The 15,204-nt window shown below is 66.3% G+C and carries 14 protein-coding genes; 9 read left to right on the top strand and 5 right to left on the bottom strand.

The window, feature by feature from the left end; genetic code table 11:
* Nucleotides 1-29 precede the first annotated feature (29 nt).
* Both ABUE31_RS01060 and ABUE31_RS01055 read left to right on the top strand, forming a co-directional pair.
* The gene (locus ABUE31_RS01060; protein WP_367721620.1) at nucleotides 30-1,154 is read left to right on the top strand and encodes a DUF2333 family protein; all 1,125 of its coding nucleotides are present in this window, start codon (nucleotides 30-32) and stop codon (nucleotides 1,152-1,154) included.
* A 346-nt stretch (nucleotides 1,155-1,500) separates the two neighbouring features.
* Nucleotides 1,501-3,180: a formate--tetrahydrofolate ligase gene (locus ABUE31_RS01055; protein WP_367721619.1), complete on the top strand. Its 1,680-nt coding sequence runs from the start codon at nucleotides 1,501-1,503 to the stop codon at nucleotides 3,178-3,180.
* Here the strand turns inward: ABUE31_RS01055 and ABUE31_RS01050 are convergent.
* On the bottom strand, nucleotides 3,177-4,025 hold the full coding sequence (locus tag ABUE31_RS01050) for an arylamine N-acetyltransferase family protein (RefSeq protein WP_367721618.1): 849 nt from the start codon (nucleotides 4,023-4,025) through the stop codon (nucleotides 3,177-3,179). The genes ABUE31_RS01055 and ABUE31_RS01050 overlap by 4 nt on opposite strands.
* Before the next feature lie 95 nt (nucleotides 4,026-4,120).
* Between ABUE31_RS01050 and ABUE31_RS01045 the strand changes: the two genes are divergently transcribed.
* Together ABUE31_RS01045 and ABUE31_RS01040 are read left to right on the top strand one after the other, a co-directional pair.
* Complete coding sequence (locus ABUE31_RS01045) at nucleotides 4,121-4,984, top strand: LysR family transcriptional regulator (RefSeq protein ID WP_367721617.1); 864 nt, start codon at nucleotides 4,121-4,123, stop codon at nucleotides 4,982-4,984.
* A 63-nt stretch (nucleotides 4,985-5,047) separates the two neighbouring features.
* Nucleotides 5,048-6,298 (top strand): DUF2254 domain-containing protein, encoded by a 1,251-nt coding sequence (locus ABUE31_RS01040; protein WP_367721616.1) that lies wholly within the window; start codon nucleotides 5,048-5,050, stop codon nucleotides 6,296-6,298.
* Between the two features lie 38 nt (nucleotides 6,299-6,336).
* Here ABUE31_RS01040 and catB read toward each other — a convergent pair whose 3' ends face one another.
* A complete protein-coding gene (gene catB, locus ABUE31_RS01035) occupies nucleotides 6,337-6,972 on the bottom strand; it encodes a type B chloramphenicol O-acetyltransferase (RefSeq protein ID WP_367721615.1) in 636 nt (211 codons plus the stop codon).
* A gap of 157 nt (nucleotides 6,973-7,129) precedes the next feature.
* The gene (gene efp, locus ABUE31_RS01030) at nucleotides 7,130-7,696 is read right to left on the bottom strand and encodes an elongation factor P (RefSeq protein ID WP_367721614.1); all 567 of its coding nucleotides are present in this window, start codon (nucleotides 7,694-7,696) and stop codon (nucleotides 7,130-7,132) included.
* 190 nt (nucleotides 7,697-7,886) lie between these two features.
* On the opposite strand from efp, the gene epmA reads away from it, so the two are divergent.
* Nucleotides 7,887-8,933, top strand: coding sequence for an EF-P lysine aminoacylase EpmA (gene epmA / locus ABUE31_RS01025; protein WP_367721613.1), 1,047 nt, complete (start codon nucleotides 7,887-7,889; stop codon nucleotides 8,931-8,933).
* Nucleotides 8,934-8,940: 7 nt separating this feature from the next.
* On the opposite strand, the gene ABUE31_RS01020 is transcribed toward epmA, so the two are convergent.
* On the bottom strand, nucleotides 8,941-10,200 hold the full coding sequence (locus tag ABUE31_RS01020) for a hypothetical protein (protein ID WP_367721612.1): 1,260 nt from the start codon (nucleotides 10,198-10,200) through the stop codon (nucleotides 8,941-8,943).
* Between the two features lie 25 nt (nucleotides 10,201-10,225).
* Nucleotides 10,226-10,432 (bottom strand): hypothetical protein, encoded by a 207-nt coding sequence (locus ABUE31_RS01015; protein WP_367721611.1) that lies wholly within the window; start codon nucleotides 10,430-10,432, stop codon nucleotides 10,226-10,228.
* A 243-nt stretch (nucleotides 10,433-10,675) separates the two neighbouring features.
* On the opposite strand from ABUE31_RS01015, the gene ABUE31_RS01010 reads away from it, so the two are divergent.
* The 4 genes from ABUE31_RS01010 (at nucleotide 10,676) to ABUE31_RS00995 (ending at nucleotide 15,183) form a co-directional block, all read left to right on the top strand.
* Nucleotides 10,676-11,137: a DUF4126 domain-containing protein gene (locus ABUE31_RS01010; protein WP_367721610.1), complete on the top strand. Its 462-nt coding sequence runs from the start codon at nucleotides 10,676-10,678 to the stop codon at nucleotides 11,135-11,137.
* Entirely contained in the window at nucleotides 11,134-12,513 is a 1,380-nt protein-coding gene (locus tag ABUE31_RS01005) for an FAD-containing oxidoreductase (protein ID WP_367721609.1), read from the top strand. Before ABUE31_RS01010 ends, ABUE31_RS01005 begins: the two co-directional genes overlap by 4 nt.
* 192 nt (nucleotides 12,514-12,705) lie before the next feature.
* A complete protein-coding gene (locus ABUE31_RS01000; RefSeq protein ID WP_367721608.1) occupies nucleotides 12,706-13,776 on the top strand; it encodes an ABC transporter ATP-binding protein in 1,071 nt (356 codons plus the stop codon).
* 78 nt (nucleotides 13,777-13,854) lie between these two features.
* Nucleotides 13,855-15,183, top strand: coding sequence for an ABC transporter substrate-binding protein (locus ABUE31_RS00995; RefSeq protein WP_367721607.1), 1,329 nt, complete (start codon nucleotides 13,855-13,857; stop codon nucleotides 15,181-15,183).
* The last annotated feature ends 21 nt before the right edge of the window (nucleotides 15,184-15,204 follow it).

The following is a 15,204-nucleotide window of genomic DNA, read 5'->3' as shown; positions in this document are numbered from 1 at the left end:
GGACAAGCGGGCAACCAGGGAAAAGCCGCATGCTCGATCCGATCGTGAACTTCTTCACCCGCATCTTCCAGTGGATCGGACGCGGCATAGGCCTCGTCATCGGCGTCATCCTGTGGCCGTTCATGTGGCTCGGCCGGTGGTACACGCACCGCGGCTGGATCCTGAAGACGGTGCTCGGCGCCGCCGTTCTGGCGCTTGCCTGCCTCTATGCCTACTTCTTCTGGTCGACCCAGCGCTGGACCGGCTTCGACCCTGACTATGTCGCGCGCTACAACTTCGAGAAGCGCAACGTGTCGGCCGGCGAGGAAATCCAGGCAGCCGAGGGCGCGACCACGCCAAAATCCTGCGGCCGCTCGGCCATAGTCGACGTCACCGCCGACCTCATCGACTTCAATGTCAACGAGAATGCCTGGGTGCCGTCGATGATCCTGTCGAAAGCCGGCCTGTTCGGCGTTCCCTGGCGCCACACGCCGTTCTTCGACAACAAGGCAGCGTTCCAGCTCGGCATCAACCAGGCAGTGCGTCGGACCGCGATCGAGCTGGTCGACACGCTCGGCCGCGTGCGCGGGACGTCGCAGATCGACCAGAACCTGCAGGACGCCCGCGGCGCCGTCACCTTCGACGAGGAAACCTGGTACTTCGGCATCAATCCGTTCGGCCCGAAGACGCCAACGCCGAGCTTCTACCGCGCCGCGATCAGGGACCTGCAGGCATTCAACGAAAGGCTGGCGGCCTGCAACGCCACATTCGACGCGCGCGCCGACAACCTCGTCACCTTCCTCGACCGCATCGCGAACGACATCGGCTCCACCTCCGACATGCTGCGCGTCAGGTCGGAGACCTACAATTCGGGCTGGTTCGACACCCGCGCCGACGACCGCTTCTGGTTCGCCTATGGCCAGCTCTACGCCTACTACGGCATCATCCACGCGACCCGTGCCGACTTCGACGACGTCATCAAGTCGCGCGGGCTGGTGCCGCTGTGGGACCGCACCGAGCAGCAGCTGCGCGCAGCGCTCAACATAACCCCGTTCATCATCTCGAACGGCAAGGAAGCCGGCTGGATCATGCCGACCCACCTCGCCACGATGGGCTTTTACGTGCTGCGCGTGCGCTCGAACCTCATCGAACTCCGGTCGGTGCTGGACAGGTAGGTTCGGGGCTGCCAGGCAGTGCGACGATCAAAGGCAGGATGCATGCTCAACTCATGATTGCATTTGCGAGGATGCATTCGATGGGGCGCCTGTTCCTTGTCGCTTTCCGTTCATTGCACGGCTGTTTTGAGACGGCGCTCCGCACCGGCCTCGGGCTCTATTCGCTCGCAGGACGGGCACTGCTTCCGTCCATCGGGATAGTTTCTTACAGGGAAACAATTTTGCATGCTGGTTGACGAATGCGCCGCGGAAAGCTTAGATCGCGGCGTGTTTTCGTGTGCGGCTTGACCCGCCGCCGCGCCACCAGGAAGCCGCCACTCAACGACAAATTCGAGGGAACGCCATCATGGCCGAAGTGAAGTCCGACATCGAAATCGCCCGCGCGGCCAAGAAGAAGCCGATCATGGAGGTCGGCGAGAAGCTCGGGATCCCCGCCGAGCACCTGCTACCCTACGGCCACGACAAGGCGAAGATCTCGGCCGAGTTCATCGCTTCCAGAAAGGGCGGCAAGGACGGCAAGCTGATACTCGTCACCGCCATCAACCCGACGCCTGCCGGCGAAGGCAAGACGACCACCACGGTCGGCCTCGGCGACGGTCTCAACCGCATCGGCAAGAAGGCGATCGTCTGCATCCGCGAGGCGTCGCTCGGGCCGAACTTCGGCGTCAAGGGCGGCGCCGCCGGCGGCGGCTATGCTCAGGTTGTGCCCATGGAGGACATGAACCTCCACTTCACCGGCGACTTCCACGCCATCACCACCGCGCACAACCTGCTCGCGGCCTTGATCGACAACCACATCTACTGGGGCAACGAACTCGGCATCGATACCCGCCGCGTCGCCTGGCGCCGGGTGATGGACATGAACGACCGGGCGCTGCGCCAGATCAACTGTTCGCTCGGCGGCGTCGCCAACGGGTTTCCGCGCGAGGCGGGATTTGACATCACGGTGGCTTCCGAGGTCATGGCCATCCTTTGCCTCGCCACTGATCTCAAGGACCTGCAGAAGCGCATCGGCGACATCATCGTGGCCTACCGCCGCGACAAGAGCCCGGTCTACGCCCGCGACCTCAAGGCCGACGGCGCCATGGCCGTCGTGCTCAAGGACGCCATGCAGCCCAACCTCGTGCAGACGCTGGAGAACAACCCCGCCTTTGTGCATGGCGGGCCGTTCGCCAACATCGCGCATGGCTGCAACTCGGTGGTCGCCACGACCACCGCGCTCAAGCTCGCCGACTACGTCGTCACCGAGGCGGGCTTCGGCGCGGATCTCGGCGCGGAGAAGTTCTTCGACATCAAGTGCCGCAAGGCCGGCCTGAAGCCGGCGGCGGCGGTCATCGTCGCCACCGTGCGCGCCATGAAGATGAACGGCGGCGTCAAGAAGGAAGACCTCGGCACCGAGAATGTCGAGGCCGTCAAGAAGGGCTGCGCCAATCTCGGCCGCCACATCGAGAACGTGAAGCAGTTTGGCGTGCCGGTGGTCGTGGCCATGAACCACTTCACCACCGACACCGACGCCGAGATCCAGGCGATGAAGGACTTTGTCAAGGAACAGGGCGCCGAGGCGATCCTCTGCAAGCACTGGGCCCAGGGCTCGGCCGGCATCGAGGATCTTGCCCGCAAGGTGGTGGAACTGGCCGAATCCGGCGCGTCGCAGTTCTCGCCGCTCTATCCCGACGACATGCCGCTGTTCGAGAAGATCAACACCGTCGTCAAGCGCATCTACCGCGGCTCGGAGGCGATCGCCGACAAGTCGGTGCGCGACCAGCTGCACGCCTGGGAACAGGCCGGCTACGGCAACCTGCCGGTCTGCATGGCCAAGACGCAGTATTCCTTCTCGACCGACCCGAACCTGCGCGGCGCGCCGACCGGCCACACGGTGCCGGTGCGCGAGGTCAGGCTGTCGGCTGGCGCCGGCTTCGTCGTCGTCATCTGCGGCGAGATCATGACGATGCCGGGCCTGCCCAAGGTCCCGTCCTCCGAGAAGATCTACCTCAACGAACAGGGCCAGATCGAAGGCCTGTTCTAGGAGGCCAACGCGCCGTCGGCATGGTCGCGCATGGTGGCCATGCCGATGGCGTTGAGCTTGCTCCATGTCGGGGCAAGCACGGCCTCGTCAAGGTCCAGCCTGAACAGGTCGCCAAGGCAGTCGCGCAGCGCATTCAGCGATTCGACCGTCCATTTTTTGGTTCCGTTCGGCGTTTCGACCGATACCTGCCTGTCGAACAGCGACACCCGCCCGCCGGCTCGGTGCAGATTGAGCATCAGGTGCGACGGGAACGGCGACTTGTGCCACCGCGAGCACACTACGTTCGAGGCCTCGATGTCGGCGTCGGTCACCGGTGCGCCGTCGAAACCGTACAGGGACAGCCAGCCATCGCTCTCCTGGCGCTCGAGTACCAGTTCGCCCGTCGCATCGTCGCCGCGGATGCGGAAGGTTCGCGCACCGACGCGATGCGGCACATCCGGGTTCAGCGGGACGACGCCGTGGGCGCCCGGTCCGCCGAAGCCCGCGTCCATCAGCACGTCCCGTCCTCCGGCCGTGACGATCCAGGCCAGGTGGCTGCGCGGACCGCCGACCGGCGCGCCCATGCGCACCCGCCCGAGAACCGCCCGCTTCGCCACTCCGAGCGCGTCGAGCGCGTTCCCGAGCAGCGTGTTGAGTTCCAGGCAGTAGCCGCCGCGCCTTTCCACGACCAGCTTGCGCCAGATCGCGTCATGGTCAAGGTCCGGCATGCTGCCGAGGAACGGGTCGACGTTCTCGAAAGGGATGGCGCTCATCTGCGCCTTAAGAAGGTCGTCGAGCCGGTCACTGGTGGGGTCCGCGCCGGTCAGGCCCAGGCGGTTGAGGTAGGCGCCAAGTTCGAATGTCATTGCGTTCGCTCCAGTTGCGCGGCCCTTCTCGTTCGGTTGACAGGTCGGGGACAATCCACGAATTTGCGGACCGCCATGCAAATCCGGATGGGACGATGATCTCCGACTGGGGCGACCTCCAGACGATCCTGGCGATTGCGCGCACCGGAACGCTCTCGGGCGCGGCTCGGGACCTTGCCGTCAGCCAGTCGACCGTCTCGCGGCGTCTTCAGTCGATCGAGCGGCAGGCTGACGGACAGGTGTTTCTGCGCGGCGACGGCAGGCTGGTCGCAAGCGAGCTTGGCCAGGCGCTGGTGGCCGCGGCGGAGCAGATGGCACGCGCCTTCGACGCCGCGCGGGACCGGCTGGACGAGGTCGGCCGTCCGGTCCGGTTGGCGACCTGCGAAGCCATCGCCAACGCCTATCTGGTGCCGATGCTGCCGCGCTGGACCGCCGCCGGCGGAGGGAGCGTCGACGTCGCCGTCCACCATGACCTGTTCGCGCTTCCCGACGACGCCTTCGACGTTCTGGTGACGCCGCTCGAATCGGCGCCGCCCGACATGGTGGGCAGCCGCATCGGCCGCCTCGATTGGCGGTTCTACGCCGCGCCCGCCTACCTCGCCCGCTCGCCGTGGCAGCCGGGCTGCGTCGACCTTTCGGGACATTCGACCATCCGCGCCTCCGGGTCGCTGGCCGAGGTCGAGGCGTTCCGCTGGCTCGCACGGCAGGGCGGCGACGTGGCGATTTCGGCCAGCAGTCCGCTGGCGATGATCGATCTCGCCGCGGGCGGCGCCGGCATCGCCATAGCGCCCACCATCATGGCCGAGCGCGACGCCCGCCTGGTGCCGCTCGATTACCCCGGCATGCCGGCGAGCGACATCTGGATGGTCGCGCGCAAGCCGGCCGCCAACCGTTCGCGGGTCGCCGCCTTCCTCAAATGGTCGCGCAAGCAACTCGCCGCCGGGCGGAGGGCCGCCTAGCACCTCCCGCCGTTGCGCCGGTCGGCCGCTGCCTGCATAAAGGGTCGCGGAGGAGCATGGCGCATGACATCACGATGGCGATGGCTGCTCGGTCTGATGACCCGCAGGCTCTGGTTCCGGGCGACTCTGATCTCGCTTCTCGCGGTCGCCGCCGCGCTGCTGTCACTGCTGGTCTCGCCCTTCCTGCCGGAAGGCATCTCGGCCGGCAGCGGCGCCGACTCCGTCGACCGCATCCTCAACATCTTGGCGACCAGCATGCTGGCCGTCACAACCTTCTCGCTGTCCACCATGGTCTCGGCCTATTCGGCGGCGACCAGCAACGTCACCCCGCGCGCCACCAAGCTGCTGATCGAGGACACCACCACCCAGAACACGCTGGCGACCTTCGTCGGCTCCTTCCTGTTCAGCCTCGTCGCCATCATCACGCTGTCGACCGGCGCCTATGGCGAGCGTGGCCGCGTCGTGCTGTTCGTCACCACCGTGCTGGTCGTCGTCCTCATCGTCGGCACCCTGCTGCGCTGGATCGACTACCTGCTGCGCCTCGGCAGGGTAGGCGAGACGACCGAGGAGGTAGAACGGGTCGCCATGGACGCGATGAAGGCCCGCCGGCGCACGCCCAATCTCGGCGGCGTTCCGCTGCTGCCCGAGGAGCCGATGCCCGCCGGCGCGCGTGCCGTCTATCCCGACCTGATCGGCTACGTTCAGCACATCGACGTCGGCGCGCTCGACAGGTTCGCCGAACGCAACGAGGCGTCTATCTTCGTCGCCGCCCTGCCAGGAACCTTCGTCCATCGCGGCCGCCCGGTCGCCTTCTTCGTCGGCGACAGCGAGGACGACATCGACGCCGCGGTCCGCGACGCGTTCTCGGTCGGCGACGAGCGCTCCTTCGACCAGGACCCGCGCTTCGGCCTCTGCGTGATGGCCGAGATCGCATCGCGCGCGCTGTCGCCGGCGGTGAACGATCCCGGCACGGCGATCGACGTGCTGGGACGCGCGGTGCGTGTCCTCGGCGTCTGGGCCGACGCTGCCGAGACCGAGGTCGAGTTCGCGCATGTCCACGTGCCGACGCTGAGGCTCGCCGACCTCTTCGACGACATCTTCCTGCCGATCGCGCGCGACGGCGCGGCGATCCCGGAGGTGCAGATCCGGCTGCAGAAGTCGCTGGCCGCGCTCGCCGCCTTCGAGGGCCAGGAGCGCTACCGGGAAAACGCTGTCGGCCACGCCCGCGGCGCGCTGGCCCGGGCGCGCTCCGCCATCGCCTTTGCGCCCGACATCGAGCGCGTCGAGGCTGCCGCCGCGCTTGCCCGCGACTGACGGCGCCGCCCGCCGGTCTGGCGGGCGGGCGCCGCGGGTCAGGCCCGACGGACCGTCCTGGTCCAGTAGGCATGAAGGCCGTCGATGTCGACGCTGGTGAGCAGCGCCATCGCGCCGGCCAGAAGTTCGTCCGGCCAGTCCCACCACTTCATCTCGACGAGCAGGCCGATCTGCCGGTCATCGAAACGTTTGCGGATGAGCTTGCTCGGGTTTCCGCCCACAATGGCGTAGGGCTCGACGTCGCGCGTGACCAGCGCCCGCGTGCCGATCACGGCGCCATCGCCGATCCTGATGCCCGGCATGACGATCGCCTCAGAGCCGATCCACACGTCGTTGCCGATCACTGTGTCACCGGCCGGCCGGTAGCCGTTTTCGGCTCCCGCGAAAGCCGGCACTTCCGGCATCCAGTAGAAGGGAAACGTGCTCGCCCAGTCGTTCCGGTGGCCCTGGTTCCCGGCCATGATGAAGGCCGCGCCCGAACCGATCGAGCAGAAGCTGCCGATAACCAGGCGGTCAGCGCCTTCGTCAGGGATGAGATAGCGGGCGCAGTCGTCGAAGCCATGCCCGTGATAGTAGCCGGAATAGTAGCTGTAGCGCCCGACGACGATGTTCGGGTTGGTGGCCTGCTTGTCCAGCGTGATGCCCTTGAACGGGCTTTCGAAGAAGTTTTGCATCGGAAGTCTCTGAATGGTTTGCTCGGGGCCTGCGCGCGCGCAGGCCGGCTGAACGCCGGGACCCTTGGGTCCCGCGCCCTCTCCCCGCATCCTGCGCGGGGGACATTCAGATCGTTCGCGGTGCAGCCTTCATGATTGTCTTGCCGGCGTCGCCGGCTCAGTCCTTGGCGCGTTCGACGTAGCTGCCGTCGGCCGTCATGACGACGATGCGCGTGCCGGTCACGATGTGCGGCGGAACGGTGGTCTTGACGCCGTTCGACAGGATGGCCGGCTTGTAGGACGACGACGCGGTCTGGCCCTTGGTCACCGGCTCCGTCTCCACCACCTCGAAGGTGGCGCGCTGCGGCAGCACGATGGCGATGCCGACGCCCTCATGCACCGACAGCGACACGCTCATGCCCTCCTGCAGGTAGGGCGCTGCGTCGCCGACCACGTCCTCGGCCACGGCGATCTGGTCGTAGGTCTCGGGGTTCATGAAGTGGAACCCCTCGCCGTCGGCGTAGAGGAACGTGTGCTCGCGGTCCTCGACATGCGCCTTTTCTACCTGCTCGGTCGTGCGGTAGCGCTCGGACACCTTCACGCCGTCCGAGATGCGTCGCATGTCGAGTTGCGTGACCGGCGTGCCCTTGCCGGGGTGGATGTTTTCGGCGAACAGGATGACGTAGAGCTTGCCGTCCTTGTCGACGACATTGCCCTTGCGGAGCGAACTGGCGATGACCTTCACTGGCGGACTTTCCTGAAACGAACGGTTTTTCGTGTTTTTTGGTGGCTCGGACGAGCCTTCGGACGCCGCTTACCCTATCTTTTGCGCCGCCGCCAGCCCTGCGCGCCGCCGCTGCCCCCCTCGCCCTTCCCGCAGGGAGGGGCTAAGGGAGCGCGAAAGCGCCACCGGCGCGCAGGAACCGGGACAGATCATGACGACTCCCTCGCCCTGGTGGACGCCCCACCGCCACGCTGACCGCCGCCCCCGCCTGATTGCGCGCAACGCCATCGCGGCCGCGATACGCGACTGGTTCGGCAAGCGCGACTTCGTCGAGGTCCAGACCGCGGCGCTGCAGGTCTCGCCCGGCAACGAGACGCATCTGTCGGCCTTCGCCACCGAGGCGATCCTGCCCGACGCGACGCGCGCGCCGCTCTATCTCCACACCTCGCCGGAATTCGCCTGCAAGAAGCTGCTCGCGGCGGGCGAGGAGCGGATATTCAGCTTCGGCCCGGTCTGGCGCAACCGCGAGCGCGGGCCGCTGCACCACCCCGAATTCACCATGCTCGAATGGTACCGCGCCGGCGAGACCTATCGCAGACTGATGGAGGACTGCGCGGCACTGCTTGCGCTCGCCGCCGCGACGGCCTGTGCGAAACGGTTCGCCTTTCGCGGCCGCGAGGCCGATCCCTTCGCCGAGCCCGAACGCCTGACCGTCGCCGAGGCCTTCGTCCGCCATGCCGGCATCGATCTTCTCGCCACGGTCGGAACGGATGGCGCGACCGACCGCGACATGCTCCATGCCGCCGTCGCCGGCGCCGGCATGCGCACCGCGCCGGACGACACTTGGACCGATCTCTTCAGCCGCGTCATGGTCGAGCGCATCGAGCCGGGTCTCGGCGTCGGCCGGGCGACCATCCTGTGCGAATATCCGATCCCGGAAGCGGCGCTGGCCCGCCCGAGCCCGCGCGACGGCCGGGTCGCCGAGCGCTTCGAGCTCTATTGCTGCGGCGTCGAGCTCGCCAACGCCTTCGGCGAACTGACCGACGCGCAAGAACAGCGTCGCCGCTTCGAGGCCGACATGGACGAAAAGGAGAAGGTCTACGGCGAGCGCTATCCCATCGACGAGGACTTCCTCGCCGCGCTCGATATCATGCCGGAAGCTTCCGGCGCGGCGCTCGGCTTCGATCGCTTGGCCATGCTGGCGACAGGCGCCACGCGCATCGACGACGTCATCTGGACCCCGGTCGCGGGCGGTTAGCAGGGCATCAGTTGCCGAGACGCGAGATCGCTGAGCTGGAAAGCTCCACGAAGCGGTCGAGCAACGAGAAGAATATCTCTATGCTGAAGCCAATGACGAACGCAAAGGTGAACAATCCCAGCCCCGCCGCCTGGAATTCCGAATTGCTGCCGAAGGCAGGTTCCCAGAACCATCCTGCGATCACGCCAGCGAGAGCGGCGAGCGCCATCCGGTGTACCAAGCGATTGACTCGCGGGCTCGGCTGGGTTGGATCGACGAGGAGCCTGAGGAAGTAGATCATGGCGCCCAGGCAAGCGAACAGGGCCGGCAGTATCCATGCCGCGTAGGGCGCAATGATGCCTTTCACCTGCAGCGCCCACAGATTGACTGACGGCACCGTCATCGACGTGTAGCGCAGGGAGTAGTCGCAGGCCTGCCTTACGATTTCTTTCATGTCCATGCCGAGGACGATCGGATACCGGTCGAACTCCACGGCTTGAGCCGACGACCCGGGCCCGCTGTCTTGACGTGCACAGAAATGGTTGGTGGTGAACGTGGTCGACAATTTGTCGTTCGGCCCGGATATCACAGCACCCGCCGCGCCCTGACCGCTGTCGCCGGCTGCCTCGGCCTCGCTGGATATTGCGCGGTGCCAAAGGTCGCTTGCCCAGTTCCACAGCCTGCCGAGGCCGGGCACCGGTGATGTCGCCAATTTCTGGAAGTCGTTTTTTCTGGCTTCGAGGGAACTCAACGAAAGATTCAGGTCGCGCAGTTCATGCAGCAGGGCATAGGACGCCTCCTGCGCAAGTTCGTCGATCGCATTTTCGGTGCTTTGGGGGCAAGGATGTGTTCCTTCAGGGCAGTCAGCCGCCCCCTCGGCCGCCTCGAACAGGTCGGAACGGGCAACCAGCAGCTGGCGCTCGAGCTGGCCGAAGCGCCGGTCGGGCTGCTTTGCGGACAAGGTCTGCATTTCCGCGAGAAGAGCCGCTCCCTGGTTGTAGAAGACGTATAGCGAACCAACCACGAACATGATCAGCAATGAGACGGCGACACAGGCATAGGTCATCTTTCGTGGCCCGCTGCGGTTCACCGCGCACTCCCATAGCCAGGCCTGCTCCACCTCTTGGCGAAGCGCGATTGTTTCAGGATCGCTGACGCCCAGGTTGGCGATGCCCTTTGCGTCGGCCGCGTTCCTTGCGTTGTCGAGCGGACCATGGTTCGGAAGGTTGCCACCCGGCCAGCGGCTAAGCAGCCCGGTCGCTTCGCCGTAGAGTTCCTTGACGTTCATGCTTCCAGGAATCTGGACCATTGTTTCAGCCCAGCGTTCCGGGAACGTAGCCGTACGGGCCGGGACACCCGCAGGGTGCGCCCGGCGGCCCCGGCCACTCCGCCCAGCACCAGAAGTTCGGCGTGAAGCAGATAGTGCCCGGGGCATGGGGAGGAACTTGTGCGAAGACCTGATGGGTGAGGCACGCCGACAGGATACCGGCGCACAGGATGACGACCTTGAGTGATCTCATGCCCCAAACTCCCCCGGCTATGCCGGCCCCGCAGTTCGATCATATCTGCAACTATAGAGATTTTTTTTCACAAATACAATCATAGCGTGTGATTTTTTGCTCACATCTGTCGCCCCTTCATCCGTAGCTCGATCCCGCTGGCGCCTGCCTCCGTCCTCGGCTACCGTTGCGTCAAGCGGCCGGCCGGCATGAGCCCTTCTCTGCCGGATAGGAGCGCGCCCACGCAATGCATCGAGGGGATCCATGCTTTATCTGCTTGCTTTGCTGATCGGCGTGGTCGCCGGTCTTCGCGCCATGACCGCGCCCGCCGCGGTCGCCTGGGGCGCCTACCTCGGCTGGCTGCCGCTGTCGGGCACCTGGGCCGGTTTCATGGGCCACTGGATCGCCGTCGCGATCTTTTCCGTCCTGGCACTTGCCGAACTGGTCAGCGACCAGCTTCCATCGACGCCGAGCCGCAAGGTGCCGCAGCAGTTCGTCGCGCGGTTCGTCGCGGGCGGCTTCGCGGGCGCGGTCATCGGAACGGCCGGCGGAGCGCTGGTTCCCGGCCTTGTCGCCGGCCTCGTCGGCGCCGTCATCGGCACCTATGGCGGCGCGGAAGTCCGCGCCCGCCTCGCCCGCGCATTTGGCCGCGACCTGCCGGCGGCCCTGATCGAGGACGTGGTCGCCATCCTGCTCGCATTCGGAATTGTCTCGGCCGCCGCATGACGAGAAAGTTCGACGCCATCGTCATCGGGGCGGGCCAGGCCGGGCCGTCGCTCGCCGGTCGGCTGACGGCGGCCGGCCAGTCAGTCGCCGTCATCGAACGAAAGCTCTTCGGCGGCACCTGCGTCAACACTGGCTGCAAGCCGACCAAGACGATGGTTGCCAGCGCATATGCCATGCAGATGGCGCGGCGTGCTGCCGAGTACGGCTTCTCGACCGGCGGTCCACCCGTCGCCGACATGAAGGCCGTGGCGGCCCGCAAGGACAAGGTGATCCTCGATTCCCGAGCCGGCATCGAGGATTGGCTCGGCGGCATGGAGGGGTGCACGGTCTTTCACGGCCACGCCGCCTTCGCCTCGCCGCACGAAGTCAGCGTCAACGGCGAGATCATCTCGGCTGACCGCATCTTCATCAATGTCGGCGGGCGCGCCAACGTGCCGGCGATGCCGGGCATCGACACGGTCAGCTACCTTACCAATTCGACCATGATGGATGTGGACTTCCTACCCGATCATCTCGTCGTCGTCGGCGGCAGCTATATCGGGCTCGAATTCGCGCAGATGTTCCGCCGTTTCGGCAGCCGCGTCACCGTCGTCGAAAAGGGGCCGCGCCTCGTCGCCCGCGAGGATCCCGACGTCTCCGACGCCATCAGGGAGATCCTCGAAGAGGAAGGCGTCGCCTTCCGCCTGAAGGCCGAATGCATTTCCTTCGCCCCGCAGGGGACGGGCGTGTCGGTCGGCGTCGATTGCGATTCCGGCGACCGCTCCGTCGTCGGCACGCATGTGCTGCTCGCCATCGGCCGCGTCCCCAACACCAGCGACCTCGGGCTCGACAGGGCCGGCGTGAGGACCGACGAGCGCGGCTACATCACGGTCGACGACGAACTGCGCACCAGCCAGCCGCATATCCATGCGCTCGGCGACTGCAACGGCCGCGGCGCCTTCACCCACACCGCCTACAACGATTTCGAGATCGTCGCGGCGAACCTGCTCGACGGCGAGAGCCGCCGGCTCGGCGACCGCAAGACCGCCTACGCACTCTACATTGACCCGCCGCTCGGTCGCGCCGGAATGACCGAGGCGGAAGCGAGAAAGTCGGGGCGGAACATCCTCGTCGGAACGAGGCCGATGACCAAGGTCGGCCGCGCCGTCGAGCGCGGCGAGACGAAAGGCTTCCTGAAGGTCATTGCGGACGCTGACACCAAGGAACTGCTCGGCGCGGCGTTGCTCGGCGCGAGCGGCGACGAGGTGGTGCACGGCATGCTCGACCTGATGTATGCCGGTGCGCCCTATACGGCGCTGCAGCGCACGGTGCCGATCCATCCCACGGTGTCGGAACTGCTGCCTACCGTCATCGCCGACATGCAACCGGTGGCGTGACCGCCGCCCTCATATCGGGCCATTCGTTGCCGCGCCTCATGTCTGCTCCATATTGGACGATAGGATGACTTTACAGAGCCGGCTCGGTAGCGCTACCATCGTCAGCCCGGGGGTGCGTCCAGGCATTCGTCGGCAAGATAATCGGCGCGTTCCATCGGAGGGCGTCGCAGAAGCAAGCGTTCGGGAGGAACGATGGCGTCTGTCGGAATTCGCGACGTCTACAAGTCTTTTGGAACAACTGAAATCCTGCATGGCGTGAGCATCGACATCGCCGATGGCGAGTTCGTCACGCTGGTCGGCCCGTCCGGTTGCGGCAAGTCGACCCTGCTCAGGATGATCGCCGGCCTGGAGGGCATTTCGCGTGGCGAGATCGCCATCGGCGAGCGCGTGGTCAACCGCGTCGCGCCCAAGGAGCGCGACATCGCGATGGTGTTCCAGAACTACGCGCTCTATCCGCACATGACGGTCGGCGAGAACATGGCCTTCTCGCTGATGTTGAAGAACGCGCCGAAATCCGAGATCGATGCCAGGGTCGCTCGCGCCGCCGAAATCCTCGGCCTCGTGCCACTGCTCGAGCGCTACCCGCGCCAGCTCTCCGGCGGCCAGCGCCAGCGTGTCGCCATGGGACGCGCCATCGTGCGCGACCCGCAGGTGTTCCTCTTCGACGAGCCGCTCAGCAACCTCGACGCCAAGCTGCGCGTCGCCATGCGCGCCGAGATCAAGGAACTGCACCAGCGCCTCAGGACCACCACCATCTACGTCACGCACGACCAGATCGAGGCGATGACAATGGCCGACAAGATCGTCGTCATGCATGACGGCATCGTCGAGCAGATCGGTCGCCCGCTCGAGCTCTACGACCGCCCCGACAACCTGTTCGTCGCGAGCTTCATCGGCTCGCCGGCGATGAACTTCCTGCATGGCGCGATGGCCGGCGAAGGTCCCCTCGCCTTCCAGGGCAAGGGCGGCGTTTCGCTGGCGCTGAACGGCGCCGCCGGTGCGCCGCGCGGCACGCCCGTGGTGCTCGGCGCCAGGCCCGAGCATCTCCGGCTGTCCGACGACGGCTTCCCCGTCGAGATCGTCGTCGTCGAGCCGACCGGGTCGGAACTGCAGATCATCGGCCGCACGCCGGGCGGCGAGGAGATCGTCGCCAACTTCCGCGAGCGGCACGCCTTCGAGCCGGGCCAGACGGTCAGGCTGGCCGCCGACCCCGACCATATCCACCTCTTCAACGGAGAAACCGGAAAGCGGCTCGCGGCATGACCCTGTGAAAGTCGGGGCCAGGGCCGCCAAACCGGACGACGCAGCGACCAGGCAAGTCTCACCAAGGAGGAAGTGACGATGAAATTCACCAGACGTGACGTTATCCGCACCACCGCCGGGGCCGCCGCCGGCGTCGTGGGCAGCCGCCTGCTGGGCAGCACCCCGGCCTTCGCGCAGAGCGCGCCCACCTATACGCCCGAGCCCGGCGCGACGCTGCGCATGCTGCGCTGGTCGCCCTTCGTGCAGGGCGACGAGGACGCCTGGCTCGCCAACACCAAGCGCTTCACCGAAGCCACCGGCGTCGAAGTCCGCGTCGACAAGGAAAGCTGGGAGGACATCCGTCCGAAGGCGGCGGTGGCCGCCAATGTCGGCTCCGGCCCCGACCTCATGCTCGTCTGGTTCGACGACGCGCACCAGTACCCGGACAAGCTGCTCGACGTCTCCGACCTCGGCGAATATCTCGGCGGCAAGTATGGTGGCTGGTACGATGGCCCGAAGGGCTACGCCACCCGCGACGGCAAGTTCATCGGCCTGCCGCTCGCCGCAATCGGCAACGCCATCGTCTACCGCGACAGTTGGGTCAAGGAAGCCGGCTTCTCCGAATTCCCCAAGGATACCGCGGGCTTCCTGGAGCTCTGCAAGGCGCTGCAGAAGATCGGCCACCCGGCCGGCTTCACCCATGGCCACGGCGTCGGCGACGGCAACAACTACGCGCACTGGCTGCTGTGGAGCCATGGCGGCAAGATGGTCGACGAGGGCGGCAAGGTCGTCATCAACAGCCCGGAGACGATGAAGTCCATCGAATATGCGATGGAGCTCTACAAGACCTTCATCCCCGGCACCGAGAGCTGGCTCGACGTCAACAACAACCGCGCCTTCCTGGCCGGCGAACTCGGCGTCATCGCCAACGGCATCTCGGCCTACCGCACCGCGCAGATCAACAAGGACAACGACCCCAAGCTCGCCGAGATCGCCAAGGACATCCGCACCACCAACCTGCCGATCGGCCCGGTCGGCCAGTCGGTAGAACTGCACCAGACGACAGTCGCCGTCATCTTCAACTACACACCCTATCCGAACGCGGCGAAGGCCTACCTGCAGTTCATGTTCGAGGCCGAGCAGATGAACGACTGGATCAAGGGCTCGCTCGGCTATTGCTGCCAGACGCTGAAGGCATTCGCCGACAATCCGGTCTGGACGGAGGATCCCGTCGCGACCGCCTATTCCAAGGCGTCCGAGACGTTGCGCCCGAACGGCTATGCCGGGCCGCTCGGCTACGCGTCGGCCGCCACCATGGCGGACTACGTGCTGGTCGACATGTACGCCCGCGCCGTCACCGGCCAGGCGACGCCGCAGGAGGCCATGGAAGAGGCCGAGAAGCGCGCCAACCGCTACTACCGGGTGTAGCGCCCCCGCCGTCTCCCCGTC

It is taken from the genome of Mesorhizobium marinum, assembly GCF_040813675.1.
GTDB classification, from domain to species: Bacteria; Pseudomonadota; Alphaproteobacteria; order Rhizobiales; family Rhizobiaceae; genus Mesorhizobium_K; species Mesorhizobium_K marinum.
This window is presented reverse-complemented; position numbering and strand designations above follow the sequence as displayed.

Bases quoted from the DNA above. Each gene is read 5' to 3' on its own strand.
- ABUE31_RS01060 (WP_367721620.1), top strand. From the start codon at position 30: ATGCTCGATCCGATCGTGAACTTCTTCACCCGCATCTTCCAGTGGATC.
- ABUE31_RS01055 (WP_367721619.1), top strand. From the start codon at position 1,501: ATGGCCGAAGTGAAGTCCGACATCGAAATCGCCCGCGCGGCCAAGAAG.
- ABUE31_RS01050 (WP_367721618.1), bottom strand. From the start codon at position 4,025: ATGACATTCGAACTTGGCGCCTACCTCAACCGCCTGGGCCTGACCGGC.
- ABUE31_RS01045 (WP_367721617.1), top strand. From the start codon at position 4,121: ATGATCTCCGACTGGGGCGACCTCCAGACGATCCTGGCGATTGCGCGC.
- ABUE31_RS01040 (WP_367721616.1), top strand. From the start codon at position 5,048: ATGACATCACGATGGCGATGGCTGCTCGGTCTGATGACCCGCAGGCTC.
- catB (WP_367721615.1), bottom strand. From the start codon at position 6,972: ATGCAAAACTTCTTCGAAAGCCCGTTCAAGGGCATCACGCTGGACAAG.
- epmA (WP_367721613.1), top strand. From the start codon at position 7,887: ATGACGACTCCCTCGCCCTGGTGGACGCCCCACCGCCACGCTGACCGC.
- ABUE31_RS01020 (WP_367721612.1), bottom strand. From the start codon at position 10,200: ATGAACGTCAAGGAACTCTACGGCGAAGCGACCGGGCTGCTTAGCCGC.
- ABUE31_RS01015 (WP_367721611.1), bottom strand. From the start codon at position 10,432: ATGAGATCACTCAAGGTCGTCATCCTGTGCGCCGGTATCCTGTCGGCG.
- ABUE31_RS01010 (WP_367721610.1), top strand. From the start codon at position 10,676: ATGCTTTATCTGCTTGCTTTGCTGATCGGCGTGGTCGCCGGTCTTCGC.
- ABUE31_RS01005 (WP_367721609.1), top strand. From the start codon at position 11,134: ATGACGAGAAAGTTCGACGCCATCGTCATCGGGGCGGGCCAGGCCGGG.
- ABUE31_RS01000 (WP_367721608.1), top strand. From the start codon at position 12,706: ATGGCGTCTGTCGGAATTCGCGACGTCTACAAGTCTTTTGGAACAACT.
- ABUE31_RS00995 (WP_367721607.1), top strand. From the start codon at position 13,855: ATGAAATTCACCAGACGTGACGTTATCCGCACCACCGCCGGGGCCGCC.